15 protein-coding genes and 1 tRNA gene are annotated in these 18,658 nt (G+C 73.5%); 10 read left to right on the top strand and 6 right to left on the bottom strand.

The window, feature by feature from the left end; all coding sequences use genetic code 11:
* Positions 1-35 precede the first annotated feature (35 nt).
* Positions 36-584, bottom strand: a complete 549-nt coding sequence (locus OTB16_RS20800) for a CGNR zinc finger domain-containing protein (RefSeq protein ID WP_267721796.1) — start codon at positions 582-584, stop codon at positions 36-38.
* Between the two features lie 82 nt (positions 585-666).
* On the opposite strand from OTB16_RS20800, the gene OTB16_RS20795 reads away from it, so the two are divergent.
* Positions 667-1,545, top strand: coding sequence for an alpha/beta fold hydrolase (locus OTB16_RS20795; protein ID WP_267721794.1), 879 nt, complete (start codon positions 667-669; stop codon positions 1,543-1,545).
* A 225-nt stretch (positions 1,546-1,770) separates the two neighbouring features.
* On the opposite strand, the gene OTB16_RS20790 is transcribed toward OTB16_RS20795, so the two are convergent.
* The 3 genes from OTB16_RS20790 to OTB16_RS20780 form a co-directional block, all read right to left on the bottom strand.
* Entirely contained in the window at positions 1,771-2,643 is an 873-nt protein-coding gene (locus OTB16_RS20790; protein ID WP_267721793.1) for a coiled-coil domain-containing protein, read from the bottom strand.
* Between the two features lie 134 nt (positions 2,644-2,777).
* Positions 2,778-5,363: an SUKH-4 family immunity protein gene (locus OTB16_RS20785; RefSeq protein ID WP_420717761.1), complete on the bottom strand. Its 2,586-nt coding sequence runs from the start codon at positions 5,361-5,363 to the stop codon at positions 2,778-2,780.
* 7 nt (positions 5,364-5,370) lie between these two features.
* Entirely contained in the window at positions 5,371-6,366 is a 996-nt protein-coding gene (locus OTB16_RS20780) for an SMI1/KNR4 family protein (protein WP_267721790.1), read from the bottom strand.
* A 434-nt stretch (positions 6,367-6,800) separates the two neighbouring features.
* On the opposite strand from OTB16_RS20780, the gene OTB16_RS20775 reads away from it, so the two are divergent.
* A complete protein-coding gene (locus tag OTB16_RS20775; protein ID WP_267721966.1) occupies positions 6,801-7,265 on the top strand; it encodes a YwqJ-related putative deaminase in 465 nt (154 codons plus the stop codon).
* Positions 7,266-7,267: 2 nt separating this feature from the next.
* On the top strand, positions 7,268-7,777 hold the full coding sequence (locus OTB16_RS20770; protein WP_267721789.1) for an SUKH-3 domain-containing protein: 510 nt from the start codon (positions 7,268-7,270) through the stop codon (positions 7,775-7,777).
* A 326-nt stretch (positions 7,778-8,103) separates the two neighbouring features.
* Here OTB16_RS20770 and OTB16_RS20765 read toward each other — a convergent pair whose 3' ends face one another.
* Positions 8,104-9,366: a sensor histidine kinase gene (locus tag OTB16_RS20765; protein WP_267721788.1), complete on the bottom strand. Its 1,263-nt coding sequence runs from the start codon at positions 9,364-9,366 to the stop codon at positions 8,104-8,106.
* A 213-nt stretch (positions 9,367-9,579) separates the two neighbouring features.
* Between OTB16_RS20765 and OTB16_RS20760 the strand changes: the two genes are divergently transcribed.
* From OTB16_RS20760 to pth, 5 genes are all read left to right on the top strand, one after another.
* A tRNA-Gln gene (locus OTB16_RS20760) sits at positions 9,580-9,651 on the top strand.
* A gap of 109 nt (positions 9,652-9,760) precedes the next feature.
* Entirely contained in the window at positions 9,761-11,206 is a 1,446-nt protein-coding gene (gene glmU, locus OTB16_RS20755) for a bifunctional UDP-N-acetylglucosamine diphosphorylase/glucosamine-1-phosphate N-acetyltransferase GlmU (RefSeq protein WP_267721787.1), read from the top strand.
* Between the two features lie 134 nt (positions 11,207-11,340).
* Positions 11,341-12,318, top strand: coding sequence for a ribose-phosphate diphosphokinase (locus tag OTB16_RS20750; protein ID WP_267721784.1), 978 nt, complete (start codon positions 11,341-11,343; stop codon positions 12,316-12,318).
* Between the two features lie 192 nt (positions 12,319-12,510).
* Positions 12,511-13,092, top strand: a complete 582-nt coding sequence (locus OTB16_RS20745; RefSeq protein ID WP_267721782.1) for a 50S ribosomal protein L25/general stress protein Ctc — start codon at positions 12,511-12,513, stop codon at positions 13,090-13,092.
* A 91-nt stretch (positions 13,093-13,183) separates the two neighbouring features.
* Positions 13,184-13,774 (top strand): aminoacyl-tRNA hydrolase, encoded by a 591-nt coding sequence (gene pth / locus OTB16_RS20740; RefSeq protein WP_267721779.1) that lies wholly within the window; start codon positions 13,184-13,186, stop codon positions 13,772-13,774.
* A 67-nt stretch (positions 13,775-13,841) separates the two neighbouring features.
* Here the strand turns inward: pth and ppc are convergent, their stop codons facing one another.
* The gene (gene ppc / locus OTB16_RS20735) at positions 13,842-16,613 is read right to left on the bottom strand and encodes a phosphoenolpyruvate carboxylase (RefSeq protein WP_420717760.1); all 2,772 of its coding nucleotides are present in this window, start codon (positions 16,611-16,613) and stop codon (positions 13,842-13,844) included.
* A gap of 388 nt (positions 16,614-17,001) precedes the next feature.
* Between ppc and OTB16_RS20730 the strand changes: the two genes are divergently transcribed.
* A complete protein-coding gene (locus OTB16_RS20730) occupies positions 17,002-17,982 on the top strand; it encodes an acyl-CoA desaturase (RefSeq protein ID WP_267721776.1) in 981 nt (326 codons plus the stop codon).
* Positions 17,982-18,653, top strand: coding sequence for a TetR/AcrR family transcriptional regulator (locus OTB16_RS20725; RefSeq protein WP_267721964.1), 672 nt, complete (start codon positions 17,982-17,984; stop codon positions 18,651-18,653). The genes OTB16_RS20730 and OTB16_RS20725 overlap by 1 nt, the downstream gene beginning before the upstream one ends.
* The last annotated feature ends 5 nt before the right edge of the window (positions 18,654-18,658 follow it).

Below are 18,658 nucleotides of genomic sequence, written 5' to 3'. Positions count from 1 at the left end.
TCGTGGCGGCTGCTCGTGGCGGCTGCTGGTGGCGGCTACTTGTGGCGGGCGTAGTAGCGGGCCACCCGGGCCCGGTTGCCGCAGACCGCCGCGACGCACCAGCGCCGCCGCGGATGCGCGGGCAGGAACAGCAGCACGCAGTCCTCGGCCTCGCACGCCCGCACCGACGCCACCCGGGCGTCGGTCAGCAATGCGGCGACCGCCTCGGCCAGTTCCGCGGCGAGCCGCAGGGGCGGCTCGGCGTCCCTGCGCGACGCCGCGGCCAGGCCCGTCTCCGCGCCCCAGAGCAGCTCGCGGCGGACCGGCGCGGCCGCCAGGGCCGCGTTCAGCGCGCGCAGAGCGCCGGCCGGCGGCCGCCCGCCGCTCCGCACGGCCTCCAGCGCCGGGCGCGCGGCCTCCCGTACGCCCGCCACGGCGGCCACCTCGGCCGGGCCCACGGCGGCGACGGGGGTCAGCCGTCCGGCCTGCGCCGCCAGCCAGTCGGCGAGAGCGGACGGATCCGCGACGAGGTCGTCCTGCGCGGTGCGGGTGTTGAGGAGGTCCAGGGCGAGGTGCTCACCGGTGAGCGGGAAGGTCACTGTCACCCGGCTAATGCTACTCCTCCCCCTTGACCCATTAGCCATGATCGGGCAAGACTAATGGGACCAAGACCCAAGGAGCCATGTGATGCCCGCTCTTCGCACCGCCGTTCCGCCCGTCCGGCACCTCAGCGTCGACGTGGACGGCGTCCGCGTCGCCTACCGCGAGAGCGGCCCCGCCGACGGCCCGGTCCTGCTGCTCCTGCACGGCTTCCCCACCTCCTCGCACCAGTTCGCCCGCCTGATGGACGCCCTCGGGGACACCCCGTACCGGCTGATCGCACCCGACTACCCCGGCTCCGGCCGCACCGAGGCCCCGGCCGGGTTCACGTACACCTTCGACCGGCTCGCCGACACCGTGGAGGGCTTCGCCGACGCCCTCGGCCTGGACCGCTTCGCGCTCTACGTCTTCGACTTCGGCGCACCCGTCGGCCTGCGGGTCGCCGCGCGGCGGCCGGAGCGGGTGACGGGCCTGATCGTGCAGAACGGCAACGCCTACGAGGAGGGCCTCTCGGACGCGGCCCGCGCCTTCACCGGCCTGCGCCGCGAGGTCCCGGGCGACGAGGAGCGCGTCCGCGGCCTGTTCACCGCGGAGGGCACCCGCTTCCAGTACGAGGCCGGCGTCGCCGACACCGGCCTGCTGTCCCCCGACGGCTGGACCCTCGACGTCCACTACCTCGGCCTGCCGGGGCGCGCGGACGCCCAGGCCGACCTCGCCTTCGACTACGCCTCGAACTTCGCCCAGTACCCCGTCTGGCAGGCCTGGCTGCGCTCCGCGGGCCTGCCGGTGCTGGTCGTGTGGGGTGCGGGAGACCCCTTCTTCATCCCCGCGGGCGCCGAGGCGTACCGCCGGGACGTGCCGGACGCGGAGGTCCACGTCTTCGACGGCGCGGGCCACTTCGCCCTGGAGACCCACCTCCCGGCCATCGCCCCGCTGATCGCCGGGTTCCTCGCGAAACTCCCCTGACCGGCGGGCCGGCCCCCGCCCGCCGCGCGCGGGGGCCGGGTGGGGGCCGGGTGGGGCCATCGATTGGGCCACGCGTGGGAGGAGCCGCCGGGCACGCCCTCGGTCCGTACGGACCGGCCCTCAGGAGCCGGCCCGCGCGACCCCGGCCACGGCCCGGTCCGCCGAGCGCCCGGCGGGAAACCGTCCGGGAACGGCGGGAAACCGGCCGGGAACGGCAGCGACGGCTCAGCCCTCCGCCGGGGTCCGGCCCGTCAGGGCCGCCAGGCTGGAGCGGACGTGGTTCATGTGGGCCCGCATCTCCTCCTGGGACTCCGCGTGCTCCCGCAGCACCCGGTCCGTCTCCCGGCCCACCCGCTCCTCCTGGACCCTGGCCTCCGCGATCACCTCGGCGGCCGCGGCCTCGGCGTCCTCCTGCCCGTGCCGCGCCGACTCCTGCGCCTCGGCGAACGCCCGCCGCGCCTCGGCCAGCCGCGCCTCCGCGGTCCGTTCCAGTTCCGCCTGGCGCGCCGCCTGCTCCGCGTCGCGCGCCGCGAGCTCCCGCTCGGCCGCGTCCCACCGGTCCGTCTGCTCCTGCTCGCGCTCCGCCAGCAGCTCCTCCGACCGCCGCCGCATCCCGTCCAGCGCGGCCTGGCCCTCCGCCCGCCACGCCTCCGCGTCGTCCCGCGCCCCCGCGCGCGCGTCGTCCGCCTCCCGCTGGGCCCGCAACAGCCCCTGCCGGGCCCGTACCTCGGTCTGTTCCCGTACCGCCTCCGCGTCGTGGCGGGCCAGCTCCGCCACCCGCTCGGCGTGCGCGCCGGCCGCGTCCCGCGTCGCGGCGGCGTCCGCCCGCGCGTCCGCCCCCAGCGTCTGCGACTCCTCCCGCGCGAGCAGCAGGATCCGCCGGGCCCGCTCGCTCAGCTCGTCGTACGTCTGCGGGGCCAGCCGGGACACCGCCTCGCGGAGCCGCGCCGCCTCACCCTCCCTCTCCTCGGCCAGGACGGTCAGCCGTGCGACCCGCTCCCAGGCCTCGTCACGGCTGCCGGAGAGCCGGGCGAGATACCGGTCGACCTCTTCCGTGCGGTAGCCGCGGCCGCGCACGGTCGCAATGGGTGCACTCATCCTGGAAGCGCCTCTCTCGCGGGGATTCCTGTCAAGGATGCGTCATTTGCGAGCGGAAGCCGGAATGGCCGGGCCGCGACCCTGTTCGAAGGTCTCGCCCCGGCCATTCAACCGATCTTCGGATCAGCCCGCGATCACAGCAGTCCGTCCCACATCTGCTCCAGCAGCACCGACCACCAGTTCTCCGGCGACGCCAGCGCGGCGCTGTCGAGGCCCGCAAGATTCGCCTGGAAATCGACGGTCCAGCGGCCCGCCTGCTCCGGCGTCAGATGCTGCCGCAGCCGCCACATGTGACCCAGCATCGCCAGGGACCGTACGAACTGCGGCAGGCTCGAGTTCACGAACTGCGGCGGTACCGGGGCGCCGCCCGGACCGCCCTCCACCGGCACCGCCACGATGCTCGCGGTCCCGTACTGCACGCAGAGCGCCTTGCCGAAGTCGCTGCCGACGACGAGGTACGAGCCCGCGTCCGACGCCGGCTGCACCTGCCGCTGCCCGGCCAGTTCGGCCAGCGTCGGCACGGGCTGGCCCGGTACCGCCTGGCCCCAGAAGAACGGCCCGAAGTCGACGGGTACGCCCGCCCACATCAGGGTCTGCGCCACGATCTCCGGCACGCCCTGACGGGACACGGCGCGCTGCTCGAAGCGGAACACGCCCTGCGGGCCGAAGGCCCCCGCCAGTTCCTGCGCGATGGCGTCCAGCGGGATCGCCGGCTGGAGCGGGACCTGCGGCAGGGGGGCCCGTACCGGCGCGGGGCGCGCCGGGCCGTCGGCCACCTGGTGCAGCTCCCCCTGGTGGGTGAGCAGGTGCCGCATGCCCTGCTGGCGGCCCGCGTGGTCCGTCCCGTACGGGGCGACGCTGGTGATCCGCACCTGGGGCCAGGTCTCCCTGATCATCCGGGCGCAGTAACCGCCGGGCAGCTCGCAGGACGCCAGCTCGGTGTGCAGCTCCAGCACCTGCTGCGGCGGCACGTTCATCGCGCGCAGCTCGTGCAGGATCTGCCACTCCGGGTGCGGGGTGCCGGGCGCCGAGCGGCGGATCAGCTGCTGCTCGGAACCGTCGGGCGCGCGGTAGCGGAGCACGGCCTGATAGCCGGGGCCCACCGTGGGCGCGCCGGTGGGCGCCGGAGGCTGCGCCACGGGTCCGCCCGGCGGCGGGCCGGGGGGACCGGGCGGGCGGCCCACGGCGGGGCCGGCCAGCATCGTCGCGGCGTGGTCGATGCCGCCGGCCGGGGTACCGGGAGCCCCCGGCGGGCCGGGCGGCTGCGGTACACCGGGACCGGCCAGCATCGTGGCGGCGTGGTGGGCGCCCCCGCCGGGGGCCCCGGGCGGACCCGGAGGAGCCGGCGGAGCCGGAGGCTGACCCGTACCCGTACCCGCACCCGTACCCGGAGCACCGGGCGCGCCGGGCGGGCCCGGAGGCTGCGGGACGCCGGGACCGGCGAGCATCGTCGCCGCGTGGTCGAACCCGCCGCCGGGCGCGCCGGGAGCCCCCGGCGGGCCGGGCGGCCGCGGTACACCGGGACCGGCCAGCATGGTCGCGGCATGGTGCGCGCCCCCGCCCGGCGGACCGGGCGGAGCGGGAGGAGCGGGAGGAGCGGGAGGCTGTCCCGGGCCCGGGGCACCGGGCACACCGGGCGCACCGGGCGGACCCGGCGGCACGGGCGCCGGACCGGGGCCGCGCGAGCCCGGCCGGGAGATCTGGGCCTTGCTGGTCGGGGCGTCGGCGATGTCGCCCGCCCGGGACCCGAGCGCCGGCACGACCGCCGTGGGCGGGAGCTGACTGCCGCCGGCCATGAGCGTGGTCTTCGCCTCCGGGGCCACCCCGGACGAGGGACCGTCCTCCAGGTCGGACCCGGACAGCGGGGGCGCGAACACGGTCGCGGGCAGGGCCACGGACGCGTCGTCCGCCCCGGGGTTCACGTCGGTCCCCGCCCAGGGCGTGGCCCCGGACGGCACGGCCGTCGGCACGCCGTCGTTGGCGGTCGGCTCGTACGGGATCTCACCCCCGCGCCGCAGCGGCACGGCGGCCACGGGCGCCGGCGGAACGTCGGCGGGCTCCGCGGCGGGCACGGAGGCGTTCTCCTGCACGGGCGCCGGGGAGGAGAAGGGAGAAGAGGAGGGGAAGGAAGCCCCGGCGGAAGAAGCGGAAGAAGAAGACAACGACGCCGAAGAAGAAGGGGACGAGGACGAGGACGGGCCAGAGGCAGAAGCCGACGCAGGAGCCGGTCCCGCGGCCGCAGCCGATCCGGAGCCCGAGCCCGCGGCCGAGCCCGAGCCCGAGCCCGAAGCCGGAGACGAAGCGGCGGCGGCCGACGCTGGCGACGACGACGGTCCGCGCGGGATCCCGGCCCGGTCCGCCGCCTCCTGCAGCCACTCCGGCGGGCTCAGCATGAACGAGGTCTGCTCCGAGTCGATCCGCGGCGGCGGAACGGAAGCCTCCGAGGCCACGGCCGCGGCCGCCGCCCCGTACTCCTCCTCGTACCGGCGGATCACCTCACCCACCGGCAGCCCCGGCCACAGCGTCACCTCGCCGCTGTCCCGGGCGATGACCAGCCGCTGCCGGCCGCCCCCGGACACCGGACCGGCCGCCCGGTCCTCCGCCCACACCACGAACCCGAGCCCGAACTCCCGTACCCGCACCTCGCGGTGCTGGTAGCCGGGCACGTCCCCGTTGATCCACTCCTCGGCGCGCTCCTGCGCCTGCGCAAACGTCACCACCGCGCCGTCACCCCTCATCCGAACCGGCACGCACCACGGGAACCGAGCGTGCGAATCCGCCGTCCACCATCAGACCGGCCACCGTCTCCAGCTCCGGCGGATTGCCCGCCAGCCGCTCAAGGAAGGCATCGAAATCAGCGCCGCACGGCAGCAACAACCGCTCCACGCGCTCCTGCACCGACCACCCGTCCCGGTCGCGGGCGTCGTCGTACGGGGAGAACCACACCGAACCGGTGCCCTCTCCCCTCACCTTCAGCGCGAGCAGCCCGCCCTGGACGAAGGCCACGCACAGGTAGTCCTTCGTCAGGTGGTCCCGCAGGCACTTGTTGACGTACACGAGGTCGTTGACCGCCGCCTCTTCGCGCACCGTGAAGAACGGCTGGTCCACCAGCAGGCCGAGGTCCACGTCCAGCCCCGCGCCCACCGGCGCGCAGCCGCCCGCGGCCTTCAGGAACGAGCGGTACGCCTCCGGCAGCCGGTAGCCGAGGTCTTCCTCGACGCCCTGCACCTGCTCCTCGGACACCGACACCACCGACTTCGGCAGTCCCATGTGCACCGGGCGCACCTCCTGGAGGGCCCGCGTCCCGCGCTTGTCGTGGTCCACCGGAGCCGTCGCCAGTCCCGCGTGGTGCCGCAGCAGCGCCTTCACCTCGACGGGGACCAGCTCCATGCGCCGCGAGCCCGACACGTGGTGCCAGGTCCAGCCGTGCGGGGTCGCCACCGGGCCGACCGTGTCCCACAGCTCGTGCCCGGCGGCCCGCATCGCGGCGTTCGCGGACACGCAGTCCGTCAGCCGCAGCTCGTCGACGCCGAAGCCCTCGGGCGGGTCGGCGATCTCGACCGCCGCGCGGGCGTACGCGGAGAAGTCCGGATGCCCGTTGCCGCCCATCCGCACTCCGCGGGGATGCCGAGCGGCCCGGACGGGGTCCGGGAAATGCACGACCTGCCCCGAATAAGCGGCGTTGGGTGGCGCGGCCTGCTGCCCGAGCCGACCTGTCGTCATGGCGGTAGCCCCCTGCTGGATCTGGCTGGTTCGCCACAGCCTATGCGCTGGGGCAAGAGGCTCACCCGCACGTAGGCCATGCCTCCGGGCTCGGGCCAGGAACATCCGAATTGATACGAAAATTCGACCCCGCTTCCGCATGACAGGTGACATTTGGCAGGCTGTCCCCGCGGCACGGGGGCGTGCGCGACAGCGGCCACCACCGCCGCCACGGGAGGGAAAGCGCGACCATGCACCACACGGCAACACGGCCGGATCCGGCCGAAACCGCCGCGGGAGGCCCGGGAACACCGGGAGACCGAGCGGCTACGGAAGCACCCGAAGGCACACCGGCACGGGAAGGGACGAGGCCCACGGAAGAAGGGGAAGCAGCGGAAGGCCGAGGAGCACCCGCGGGCCCCGCCGAGCCGGGCGGTCCCGCAGGCGACCCGCGCCTGCGCTGGGGCAGCGCCGACGGCCGCCCCACCCCGCCCGTCCTGCGGTTCCGCCGCGACGGGATCCTGCCGACGGTCGCCGCCGCCCTCTCCGTACGCGGCGAGACCCTCACCGGCACCGCGGGCAAGGCCGACCACCCTCCCGTACTGCACCCCCTCGTCCAGGACTTCCTCGACACCCTCACCAGCGGCCAGCGCGAACGCTTCACCGGCCGATGTCCGGAGGCGCTCCTCCTCTCCCGCCACCTGGCGGCCGTCGAGGGCGCCCGCTCCAAGCGCGCCTCCCGCAAGCCCCTCGCCGCGAGCGAGGCCCGGCGTTCCCTCAAGCACGCGAAGATCACCGCCCGCCGCATCCGCGAGGACGGCGACCCGCTCCACGGCAGCTACGCACCCCCCTGCCGCTCCTGCGAGGCCCTCCTCGCCCACTTCGGCGTACGCTCCGTCGACCTCACCCCAGCCGAGTAGCCATGACCAGCACCTCCGCGTCCTACGACCGCTCCGCGGCCACCCGCTTCCCGGTCGCCGTGAACTCCGCCCTGCGCATCGCCGGCTGGGAACCCGGCCGCTGGGACATCAAGCAGGCCGAGTACTGGGCCGACGCCCTCCGGGACCACACCACCCCCGCCGGGCACCGGCACACCGTGTTCCCCGCCGCCGTCGAGGCCTGGGCCGAGTTCGGCGGCCTCACGGTCACCGCCCCCGGGCCGGGCCGCCAGATAGCGCCGGTCCCCGTCCGGATCGACCCGCTCACCGGCCTGCACCTGGCCCGCACGTTCGCCGACCTCGGCCGCGCCCTGTCCACCACGCTCTGCCCGCTCGGCGTCGAGTCCGACGGCGGCTCCCACCTCGCGCTCGACGCGGAGGGCCGGGTGTACGGCATCGACCACACCGGCGACTGGTACCTCGGGGCGAGCGTGGACGAGGCCCTGACGCTCCTGCTGACGGGCCTCCAGCCCACCCGCCTCACCACCGCCTGACCGGCGGGGGGGCGGGACCCGGCCCGCCCCCCAGGGCCGGCCACTTCCGCGCCGCGCGGACTCCTCTCGGTCGCCGCGCAGCCGGAACGGGCAGCCCGCACCACAGCGGGGCTGCCCACAGGGGCCGACGCCACGCGCCCCGAACGGCCGGCCGCACCCCGCGCCCGCCGCGAGCCGGAGCCCGGCACGCCCGGCCCACCCGGCTCACCCCGCCGAAGCCGCGCCTTGGCGAACCGGCCCGGCAGACCCGCCCCGACACCCCGCGCCCGGAGGGCCGGCACCACCGCTCCCGCCTGCCCGCCCGCCCGCCTGCCCGGGTTCAGCGCCTAGCGGACCGGCAGGACCGCCGACACCTTGAAGCCGCCCTCGTCCGTCGGACCCGACACGAAGACCCCGCCCAGCCCGAGCACCCGTTCCCGCATCCCGACGAGCCCGTTGCCCCCGCTCGGCAGCCCGGGCTCGGCGGAGGTCCCGTCGCAGGGCCCGTTCTCCACCTGCATCGCGACCTCCCCGTCGCGGTGCGCGAGCCGCACCACGACGCGCGCGCCCGGGGCGTGCTTGTGGCAGTTCGTCAGCGCCTCCTGCACCACGCGGTACGCCGTCTGCTCCACCTCCGCCGCGTACGCCGCCCCCTCGCCGTGCACCAGCATCTCGACGGCCATCCCGGCCGTCCGCGACTGCCCGACCAGCACCTCCAGCTCGCCGATCGTGGGCCCGTCCTCGAAGGCCCCGGCCGGCCCGGCGGTCACGGGAGCCGCCGCCGGCCGCGCCACGACGGGCTTCGGCTTCCCGGCGGCCCGCAGCACCCCGAGCATCTCCCGCAGCTCCGTCAGCGCCTGGCGCCCCATGTCCCCGACCAGCGCGGCGTTCCTCGCGGCCCGCGCCGGGTCCTTCAGCGCCACCGCCTCCAGGGCCGCGGCGTGCACCACCATCAGGCTCACCCGGTGCGCGACGACGTCGTGCATCTCCCGCGCGATGCGGGTCCGTTCCTCGGTCCGGGCCCACTCGGCCCGCTCCTCCGCCCGGTCGGCCAGCAGGGACAGCTCCCGTTCCAGGGAGTCCGCGCGTTCCTGGAGGCTCTCCATGAGCCGTCGCCGGGCCCCGATGTACAGCCCGAACAGCACGGGCGGCACGGTCAGCGCCACCGCCACGAACCCGGACAGCACCACCACCAGCGTCGGATCGGCCTCCACGTCGCCGCGGGTCCGCAGGTACATCACGACGAAGGTCGCGGCCAGCGACATCGAGGCCAGCGTCGCGATGATCCGCCGGGGCACCTCGGAGGAGGCCAGCGTGTACAGCCCCACCACCCCGAGCAGGAACCCCATCGAGGCCGGCGCCACGGCGATCCCGACCAGCACCACGGCGATCGGCCAGCGCCGCCGCAGCACGAGCACCGCCCCCACCACGATGCCGAACAGCACCCCGGCCGCGGTCGGCAGCCCCGCCTCGCGTGCGAAGAGCACGCCCTCCCACCCGCACTCGACGACGGACAGCCCGCCGAGCGTCACGTCCACCCAGAGATCCCGCCGCCGCACCCACCACAAAGGCGGCCCAGCGCGGCCTTCCACTTCCCCCGTACTGGTCATGCGCTCCACCCTAGCCAGCGCCCCCCGCGCCCCGCCGACCGGATTTCCGGGGCCGCGGTCGGTGCACGTACGGACGCCCGAGCGGGCCGCCCGGTGCGTCGCGCCGGGCGAAGCGCCGCCGTAGACCGTCGCGTCGGGGGCACCTGGTGCGGCATAGTAGGGGCGTCTAGCCGCAGCGGGCCGAGTCGATGTCCGTTTTAGACTGGACCGCCATCCCCTGTGGTGTAATTGGCAGCACTGAGGCTTTTGGTGCCTTATGTCCGGGTTCGAGTCCTGGCGGGGGAGCTCCGCACGTACGGGTCCTGACCTCCACGGTCGGGACCCGCCTTCGTTGGGGGGCACGGGGCCCCCGCTATCCTTCACGGGTCCACCCCCGAAGCCGAAGGGCCCACCCGTGAGCGCCAACCGCCCGGCAGCCGTCGTCGTACTCGCAGCGGGGGAAGGCACCCGCATGAAGTCGGCCACCCCCAAGGTCCTGCACGAGATCTGCGGGCGCTCGCTCGTCGGTCACGTCGTCGCCGCGTCCCGCGAGCTGGACCCCGCCCACCTCGTCGTCGTCGTCGGACACGCCCGCGAGCAGGTCACCGCGCACCTCTCCGCCGTGGACCCCGAGGTCCGCACCGCCGTCCAGTACGAGCAGAACGGCACCGGGCACGCGGTCCGCATGGCCCTGGAAGAGCTCGGCGGGAACGTCACCGGCACCGTGATCGTCGTCTGCGGCGACACCCCGCTGCTGACCGGGGAGACGCTCCGCCAGCTCGCGCGCACGCACGAGACCGACGGCAACGCCGTCACCGTCCTCACCGCCGAGGTGCCCGACTCCACCGGTTACGGACGGATCATCAGGGGCGCCGACGGCGCGGTCACGGGCATCGTCGAGCACAAGGACGCCACGGACGCCCAGCGCGCCGTCCGCGAGATCAACTCCGGGGTGTTCGCCTTCGACGGCACCCTCCTCGCCGACGCCCTCGGCAAGGTCCGCACCGACAACAGCCAGGGCGAGGAGTACCTCACCGACGTCCTCGGCATCCTGCGCGAGGCCGGGCACCGCGTCGGCGCCGCGGTCGGCGGCGACCACCGCCAGATCCTCGGCATCAACAACCGCGTGCAGCTCGCGGAGGCCCGCGCACTGCTGAACGCGCGCCTGCTGGAGCAGGCGATGCTCGCGGGCGTGACGGTCGTGGACCCGGCCAGCACGTTCGTGGACGTGACCGTCACCTTCGGCCAGGACGCGCTGATCCACCCCGGCACCCAGCTCCTCGGCGCCACCCACGTCGCGGAGCGTGCCGAGGTGGGCCCCAACACCCGCCTCAAGGACACGACCGTCCACGCGGGCGCCCGCGTGGACAACACGGTGGCCGACAGCGCGGTCGTGGGCGAGTCGGCGACCGTGGGGCCGTTCGCGTACCTGCGCCCGGGCACGAACCTCGGCGCGAAGGCCAAGGCCGGCACGTACGTCGAGATGAAGAACGCGACGATCGGCGAGGGCACCAAGGTGCCGCACCTGTCGTACGTGGGCGACGCCACGATCGGCGAGTACACCAACATCGGCGCGGCCAGCGTGTTCGTGAACTACGACGGTGAACACAAGCACCACACCACCATCGGCTCACACTGCAAGACGGGCTCGGACAACATGTTTGTGGCGCCCGTCACCATCGGGGACGGCGCCTACACTGCGGCCGGCTCCGTGATCACCAAGGACGTGCCGCCCGGTGCGCTGGCCGTGGCCCGCGGCCAGCAGCGGAATATCGAGGGCTGGGTGGCCCGCAAGCGTCCGGGGAGCGCCGCCGCGACCGCGGCGCAGTCCGCGGCCCCGGAGGACGCCGCCCGCCACTGAGCAGAACCGGCGGGAACAGGTGCGCCCGCGACGGCGTACCGTGATAGGTGCACGCAATTCGGCTGGCTCACCGTGTGCGGGACGGACGCACACGGGGGCGAGCAGCTTTCCCACACGTCTGAGGAGACAGTGCTGTGACCGGGATCAAGACGACCGGCGAGAAGAAGCTGATGCTCTTCTCCGGCCGCGCCCACCCCGAGCTGGCCGAGGAGGTCGCGCACCAGCTGGGTGTCGGCCTCGTGCCGACCAAGGCTTTCGACTTCGCGAACGGCGAGATCTACGTCCGCTTCCAGGAGTCCGCTCGTGGCGCGGACTGCTTCCTGATGCAGAGCCACACGGCTCCGATCAACAAGTGGATCATGGAGCAGCTGATCATGATCGACGCGCTGAAGCGCGCGTCGGCACGGTCCATCACCGTGATCGTCCCGTCCTACGGCTACGCCCGCCAGGACAAGAAGCACAAGGGCCGCGAGCCGATCTCGGCCCGTCTGGTCGCCGACCTGCTGAAGACCGCGGGTGCGGACCGCATCCTCACGGTCGACCTGCACACGGACCAGATCCAGGGCTTCTTCGACGGCCCGGTGGACCACCTGTCGGCCCTGTCGGTCCTCGCGGACTACGTCGGCGCCAAGGTGGACCGCACCAAGCTGACGATCGTCTCCCCGGACGCCGGGCGCGTGCGCGTGGCCGACCGCTGGTGCGACCGCCTGGACGCCCCGCTGGCGATCGTGCACAAGCGCCGCGACAAGGACGTCGCCAACCAGGTGACCGTCCACGAGGTCGTCGGCGAGGTCAGGGGGCGCGTCTGCGTCCTGGTCGACGACATGATCGACACCGGTGGCACCATCTGCGCCGCGGCCGACGCGCTCTTCGCGCACGGCGCGGAGGACGTCATCGTGACGGCCACGCACGGCATCCTGTCGGGCCCGGCCGCCGACCGCCTGAAGAACTCCAAGGTCAGCGAGTTCGTGTTCACGAACACCCTGCCGGACCCGTCCGACCTGGAGCTCGACAAGATCACGGTGCTCTCGATCGCCCCGATGCTCGCGCGCGCGGTGCGCGAGGTCTTCGAGGACGGCTCGGTCACCAGCCTGTTCGAAGAGCAGCAGTAACCGCTGCGCCGCGGACGCGGTAGATCCTTTTTGGTACGGCCTCTCCCGCCGGGTACACTCCATGAGTTGCTCGGCGAGGGAGGCCGTACCTTTTTTTCCGGTACGGATGCTCCGTTATCGACGCGCTCTTCGTAGCAGGCCGTTCCGGCCGGGTGACCAGTCCGTTCTTCCGTCACCCCACGAGGAGTGAGCATGTCCGAGGTCAAGCTTTCCGCCGAGGTCCGCACGTCGTTCGGCAAGGGCTCCGCCCGCCAGGCCCGCATCGCGGGCAAGGTTCCCGGCGTCATCTACGGTCACGGCACCGCCCCCCAGCACGTCGACGTCGAGGGCCACGGCCTGCTGCTCGCGCTGCGCACCCCGAACGTCCTGCTCTCCCTGGACATCGCGGGCGCCGGCACCGAGCTGGTCATCCCGAAGGCCGTGCAGCGCCACCCGCTGAAGCGCTCCATCTCCCACGTCGACTTCCTGATCGTCAAGAAGGGCGAGAAGGTCACCGTCGACGTCGCGATCGTCACCGAGGGCGAGCTGGCCGTCGGCGGCAACATGCTGGAGACCCTCCAGAACACCATCTCCGTCGAGGCCGAGGCCACGCACATCCCGACCGAGGTCACCGTCTCCATCGCGGGCCTCCAGGCCGGCGACACCATCCACGCCAAGGACCTGGTCCTCCCCAAGGGCACCACCCTGGCCGTCGACGGCGACATCGCCGTCCTCCAGGTCGTCGCCCCGCAGGCCGAGGAGCCGACCGCCGAGGCCGAGGGCACCGAGGCCTGAGCCTCCCCCTCCCCCCTCTGCAGTTGCTGACCGACCGCCGTCCGGCTCCACTGGAGCGGGACGGCGGTCGTTCCCGCTCAAGGAGCATTTGATGTCGGACGACGCGGCGCCCTGGCTGATCGTCGGCCTCGGCAACCCCGGACCGGAGTACGCGGGCAACCGCCACAACATCGGGTTCATGGTGGCCGACCTGCTGGCGGACCGGATCCGCGGGAAGTTCAAGGCGCACAAGGCCCGGGCCCAGGTGGTCGAGGGCCGCTTCGGACCGCCGGGACCGGCGGGCAGCCGGGTCGTGCTGGCCAAGCCGATGACGTACATGAACCTGTCGGGCGGCCCGGTGACGGCGCTGCGCGACTTCTACAAGGTGCCGCTGGAGCGGATCGTCGCGGTCCACGACGAGCTGGACATCGACTATCCGACGCTGCGGCTGAAGCTGGGAGGCGGGGACAACGGCCACAACGGCCTGAAGTCGATGACGAAGTCGATGGGCCCCGACTACCACCGGGTCCGCTGCGGCATCGGCCGGCCGCCGGGCCGGATGCAGGTCGCGGACTTCGTGCTGAAGGACTTCTCCTCGACGGAGCGCAAGGAGCTCGACTGGTTCGTGGACCGGGCCGCCGATGCCGTGGAGAGCCTGGTCTCCGAGGGTCTGGAGCGCGCGCAGTCCACGTACAACGCGTAGGAACGGACGTACGGGAGCCCCCGCACCGGAAGGGTGCGGGGGCTCCCGTGTGCCGTGGTGCGGCGGGTCAGCCGGTGTTGCGCAGGCCCGCGGCGACACCGTTGACGGTGAGCAGCAGGGCGCGGGCGAGCAGCGGGTCCGCCTCCTCGCCGCGGGCGGCGGCGGCGCGCTGGCGGGCCAGCAGGGAGACCTGGAGGTAGGAGATGGGGTCCAGGTAGGCGTCGCGGACGGAGAAGGTCTGCTGGAGCACCGGGTGGGAGTCCAGGAGCTTCTCGCCGCCGGTGATGCGCAGGACCTCGCGGACGGTCAGCTCGTGCTCGGCCTCGATGCGGGCGAAGACGTGCTTGAGGTGGTCGGGTACGAGGGTGTCGACGTAGTGCCGGGCGATCCGCAGGTCGGTCTTGGCCAGCGTCATCTCGACGTTGGACAGGAAGTTGCGGAAGAAGTGCCAGCGCTCGCCCATCTCGGTCAGCGCCTCCGCGCGGCCGGACTCGCGCAGGGCCTTGAGGCCGGAGCCGACGCCGTACCAGCCGGGGACGATCTGGCGGGACTGGGTCCAGCCGAAGACCCACGGGATGGCGCGCAGGCCGTCGAGGCCGGCGCCGGAGTCGGGGCGGCGGGAGGGGCGCGAGCCCAGGTGCAGGTCGGCGAGCTGGTCGACGGGGGTGGCCGCGAAGAAGTACGCGGGCAGGTCCGGGTCCTCGACGAGCGCGCGGTACGCGGCGTGGGCGGCGTCGGAGACGGTGTCCATGGCCTCGTCCCAGCGGGCGAGGGCCTCGTCGGACTGGCGGGGCGCGGTGTGCAGGGCGGAGGCCTGCAGGGTGGCGGCGACGGTCAGTTCGAGGTTCTCGCGGGCCAGGGACGGGACGAGGTACTTGTCGGAGATGACCTCGCCCTGTTCGGTGACCTTGATCTCGCCTTCCAGGGTGCCCCAGGGCTGCGCGAGGATCGCGTCGTGCGAGGGGCCGCCGCCGCGGCCGACGGTGCCGCCGCGGCCGTGGAAGAGGCGCAGCCGCACGCCGTAGCGGTGGGCGACGTCGCGGAGCCGGCGCTGGGCGCGGTGGATCTCCCACTGGCTGGTGGTGATGCCGCCGAACTTGGAGGAGTCGGAGTATCCGAGCATGACCTCCTGGACGTCGCCGCGCAGTGAGACCAGGCGCCGGTACGACGGGTCGGCGAGCATCTCGTCGAGGATGACGTCGGCGGCGCGCAGCTCGTCGGTGGTCTCCAGCAGCGGCACGATGCCGATCTTGGCCCATCCGCCGTGGAGGTCGATGAGGCCGGCCTCGCGGGCGAGGACGGCGGCGGCGAAGACGTCGTCGGCGCCCTGGCACATCGAGATGATGTACGACTCGATGACCTCGGGGCCGAACTTCTCGAAGGCGTCCTTGATCGCGCCGAAGACGCCGAGGGTCTTCTGGCCGGCGGCGTCGAGCGGCGCCGGGGTGGGGGCCAGCGGGCGCCGGGAGCGGAGTTCCTTGGCGAGGAGCTTGCCGCGGTACTCGCGCGGCATGTCGGCGTAGCGCCAGGACTCCTCGCCGAGCCGGTCGAAGAGCTGGCCCAGCGCGTGGTGGTGCGCGTCGGCGTGCTCGCGCACGTCCATGGTGGCGAGCTGGAGGCCGAAGGCGGCCAGGGTGCGGATGGTGCGGTCCATGCGGCCGTCGGCGAAGAGCGCGCCGCGGTGTTCGCGCAGGGAGGTCTGGATGAGGGTGAGGTCGGCGAGCAGCTCGGCGGTGCCGAGGTAGTCGCGGCCCTCCTCGTGGGCGGTGCCCCGGGCGAGGCGCTCGCGGGTGTTGACGAGCTTCTGCCGGATGCAGGTGGCCTTGAGTCGGTACGGCTCCTCGGCGTTCAGCCGCTTGTAGCGCGGGCTGATCTCGGGGAGGCGTTCCAGGTCGGCCTGGAGCGAGGCGAGGAGCTCCTCGGTGGCGCCGGTGTAGCGGATGGAGTTCGACAGCAGCCCGCGCAGGAAGTCGACGAGTTCCAGGGCGTCGGTGATGCCGTGCTCGTGCTGGAGGATCAGCACGTCCCGGGTGACGTCGGGGGTGACGTTCGGGTTGCCGTCGCGGTCGCCGCCGATCCAGGTGCCGAAGGTCAGGGGGCGGGTGCCGGGGGGCAGCTCGACGCCGACGCGCTGGAGCTCGGCGGCGAGGTCCTCCAGGACGTCGCCCACCGCGCCGGCGTGCAGCTCGTCGAGGTAGTAGATGGCGTTGCGGGCCTCGTCGGCGGGCTCGGGGCGCACCACGCGGAGCTCGTCGGTCTGCCAGACGAGGTCGATGTTCTCGGCGAGGCGCAGGTCGTGGCGGCGGCGGTCGCCGGCGCCGGTGACGGGCTCCTCCAGCAGCGCGGCGATGCGGCGCAGCTTGTTCAGGACGCTGCGGCGGGCCGCCTCGGTGGGGTGCGCGGTGAAGACCGGGCGGACGTTGAGGTTCCTGACCGTCTCGCGCAGGTGCTCGGGGTCGGCGTCCTTGAGCATGTCCGCGGTGCGGGCGAGGAGCCCGCCCTCGGCGGCGCGGTGGGCGCGCAGCTCCTTGCCGCGGTGCACCTGCTCGGTGACGTTGGCGAGGTGGAAGTAGGTGGAGAAGGCGCGCACCAGCTTGGCGGCGGTCTCCAGGTCGATGTCGCCGAGCAGCTCGGCGGCGGCCTCGCCGTCGGTGCGGGTGAGGGCGCGGACGCGTTCGACGAGGTCCAGGAGGTCTTGGCCCTCTTGACGTACGAGGGTCTCCCCGAGGAGATCGCCGAGGCGGCGGATGTCCGCGCGCAGTTCTGCGTTCGCGGTGGCGGCCGGGGTGAGGGGGGCTGCCGGCTGGGAGGCCCGGGGGGCCTGGTCAGCACTGCTCACAGGTGCGGCTCCTTGCAGTGTTTCGAGCGCTACTGGGCGGTGGGCTCCCGGTCGCACGCGGCACTGCCGCTCCTGATGCGCAGCCCGGGCTGCCCGTACGGACCGCGCTGTCCGACGAGAACAGGATAGGTGTCCGATCCCCGTGTCCGGTCAGTTGTCTCGCGAGGCGGCCGCGAGGCGGGCCGTGCACGGGCTGTGGACGTCGCGCGTACGCCGTGTGCACGGCCTGTGGCGACTCTCCGGGGCCGCGCTCCTCTTGCCCTCGCCCCCTGCTTTGCCATACTTACGATGCCGTAGGTTACGGGTCCGTAGGCTCCGTGCTCTCCCGGCTCCCCCAGCACCGCTGGGTGGTGCCCCCTCGCCGACTCCTCACCCCCAGGGGACCCCCATGACCGTCAGTCCCGATCTGATCGAGGACGCCCCGGCGTCCTCCGACACCTCCTCGCCGTCGGCGACGCTCGGCGGCGAGAACAAGCGGTCCGTCGAGCAGATCGCCCTCCTGCTGTTCATCACCGTCCCCTTCCTGGCCCTGCTGGCGGTCGTCCCGCTGGCCTGGGGCTGGGGGGTGAGCTGGCTGGACCTCGGCCTGATGGTCTTCATGTACTTCCTGGCGTGCCACGGGATCACCATCGGGTTCCACCGCTACTTCACGCACGGTTCCTTCAAGGCGAAGCGGCCGCTGCGGATCGCCCTGGCCGTCATGGGGTCCATGGCGGTGGAGGGCCCGCTGGTGCGCTGGGTGGCGGACCACCGCAAGCACCACAAGTTCTCGGACCACGAGGGCGACCCGCATTCGCCGTGGCGGTTCGGCGAGACGCTCCCGGCCCTGATGAAGGGCCTGTGGTGGGCGCACATCGGGTGGCTCTTCGACGAGGAGCAGACCGACCAGCAGAAGTACGCCCCGGACCTGATCAAGGACCCGGCGATCCGGCGGATCTCGCGTGACTTCATCTTCTGGACGATGTTCTCGCTGGCGATCCCGCCGCTGGTGGGCGGTCTGGTGACGATGTCCTGGTGGGGCGCGTTCACGGCGTTCTTCTGGGGTTCCCTGGTGCGCGTGGCGCTGCTGCACCACGTGACGTGGTCGATCAACTCGATCTGCCACGCGGTGGGCAAGCGGCCGTTCAAGTCCCGGGACCGCTCGGGCAACGTGTGGTGGCTGGCGGTCCTGTCCTGCGGGGAGTCCTGGCACAACCTGCACCACGCCGACCCGACCTCGGCCCGGCACGGGGTGCTGCGCGGCCAGGTCGACTCCAGTGCGCGGCTGATCCGCTGGTTCGAGCAACTGGGCTGGGCCACGGACGTGCGCTGGCCGTCCGCGGCCCGCATCGACGCCCGGCGCAGGGAAAACGAGTCGAACGCGGCATGATGGGGGGCGTGGCGAACGACGGCGGGAATTCCAGCAGCGACAAGCCGCGGCGCGGTCGCCGAGTGCGGATGACGGGCGTGGAACGGCGCCAGCAGCTGCTCGACATCGGCCGGACCCTGTTCGCGGAGAAGGGCTTCGAGGGCACGTCGGTCGAGGAGATCGCGGCGAAGGCCGGGGTGTCCAAGCCGGTGGTGTACGAGCACTTCGGCGGCAAGGAGGGCCTGTACGCGGTCGTCGTGGACCGGGAGATGCGCCAGCTGCTGGACGGGGTGACGGGCGCGCTGACGGCCGGGCACCCGCGGGAGCTGCTGGAACAGGCGGCGTTCGCGCTGCTGGACTACATCGAGTCGTACACGGACGGCTTCCGGATCCTGGTGCGCGACTCCCCGGTCGCCCAGTCCACGGGCACCTTCGCGTCGCTGATCAGCGACATCGCCACGCAGGTGGAGGACATCCTCGGTCTGGAGTTCAAGGCCCGGGGCTTCGACCCGAAGCTGGCCCCGCTGTACGCGCAGGCGCTGGTCGGGATGGTGGCGCTGACCGGGCAGTGGTGGCTGGACGTCCGCCGCCCGGGGAAGGCGGAGGTCGCCGCGCACCTGGTGAACCTGGCCTGGCACGGGCTGGACCGCCTGGAGTCCAAGCCACAGCTGGTGGGCCGGCGCAAGAACTGACCCCG

The sequence above is a fragment of the Streptomyces antarcticus genome (assembly GCF_026627255.1).
Classification (GTDB): domain Bacteria; phylum Actinomycetota; class Actinomycetes; order Streptomycetales; family Streptomycetaceae; genus Streptomyces; species Streptomyces antarcticus.
Note: the sequence above shows the minus strand (reverse complement) of the source record. Positions and strands in the feature narration are given on the sequence as shown.

What these genes read in the sequence shown, in the direction of transcription:
- OTB16_RS20790 (WP_267721793.1), bottom strand. Translation starts at nt 2,643, where the DNA reads ATGAGTGCACCCATTGCGACCGTGCGCGGCCGCGGCTACCGCACGGAA.
- OTB16_RS20770 (WP_267721789.1), top strand. Translation starts at nt 7,268, where the DNA reads ATGACCAGCACCTCCGCGTCCTACGACCGCTCCGCGGCCACCCGCTTC.
- OTB16_RS20730 (WP_267721776.1), top strand. Translation starts at nt 17,002, where the DNA reads ATGACCGTCAGTCCCGATCTGATCGAGGACGCCCCGGCGTCCTCCGAC.
- OTB16_RS20795 (WP_267721794.1), top strand. Translation starts at nt 667, where the DNA reads ATGCCCGCTCTTCGCACCGCCGTTCCGCCCGTCCGGCACCTCAGCGTC.
- OTB16_RS20745 (WP_267721782.1), top strand. Translation starts at nt 12,511, where the DNA reads ATGTCCGAGGTCAAGCTTTCCGCCGAGGTCCGCACGTCGTTCGGCAAG.
- OTB16_RS20780 (WP_267721790.1), bottom strand. Translation starts at nt 6,366, where the DNA reads ATGACGACAGGTCGGCTCGGGCAGCAGGCCGCGCCACCCAACGCCGCT.
- OTB16_RS20765 (WP_267721788.1), bottom strand. Translation starts at nt 9,366, where the DNA reads ATGACCAGTACGGGGGAAGTGGAAGGCCGCGCTGGGCCGCCTTTGTGG.
- OTB16_RS20725 (WP_267721964.1), top strand. Translation starts at nt 17,982, where the DNA reads ATGGGGGGCGTGGCGAACGACGGCGGGAATTCCAGCAGCGACAAGCCG.
- pth (WP_267721779.1), top strand. Translation starts at nt 13,184, where the DNA reads ATGTCGGACGACGCGGCGCCCTGGCTGATCGTCGGCCTCGGCAACCCC.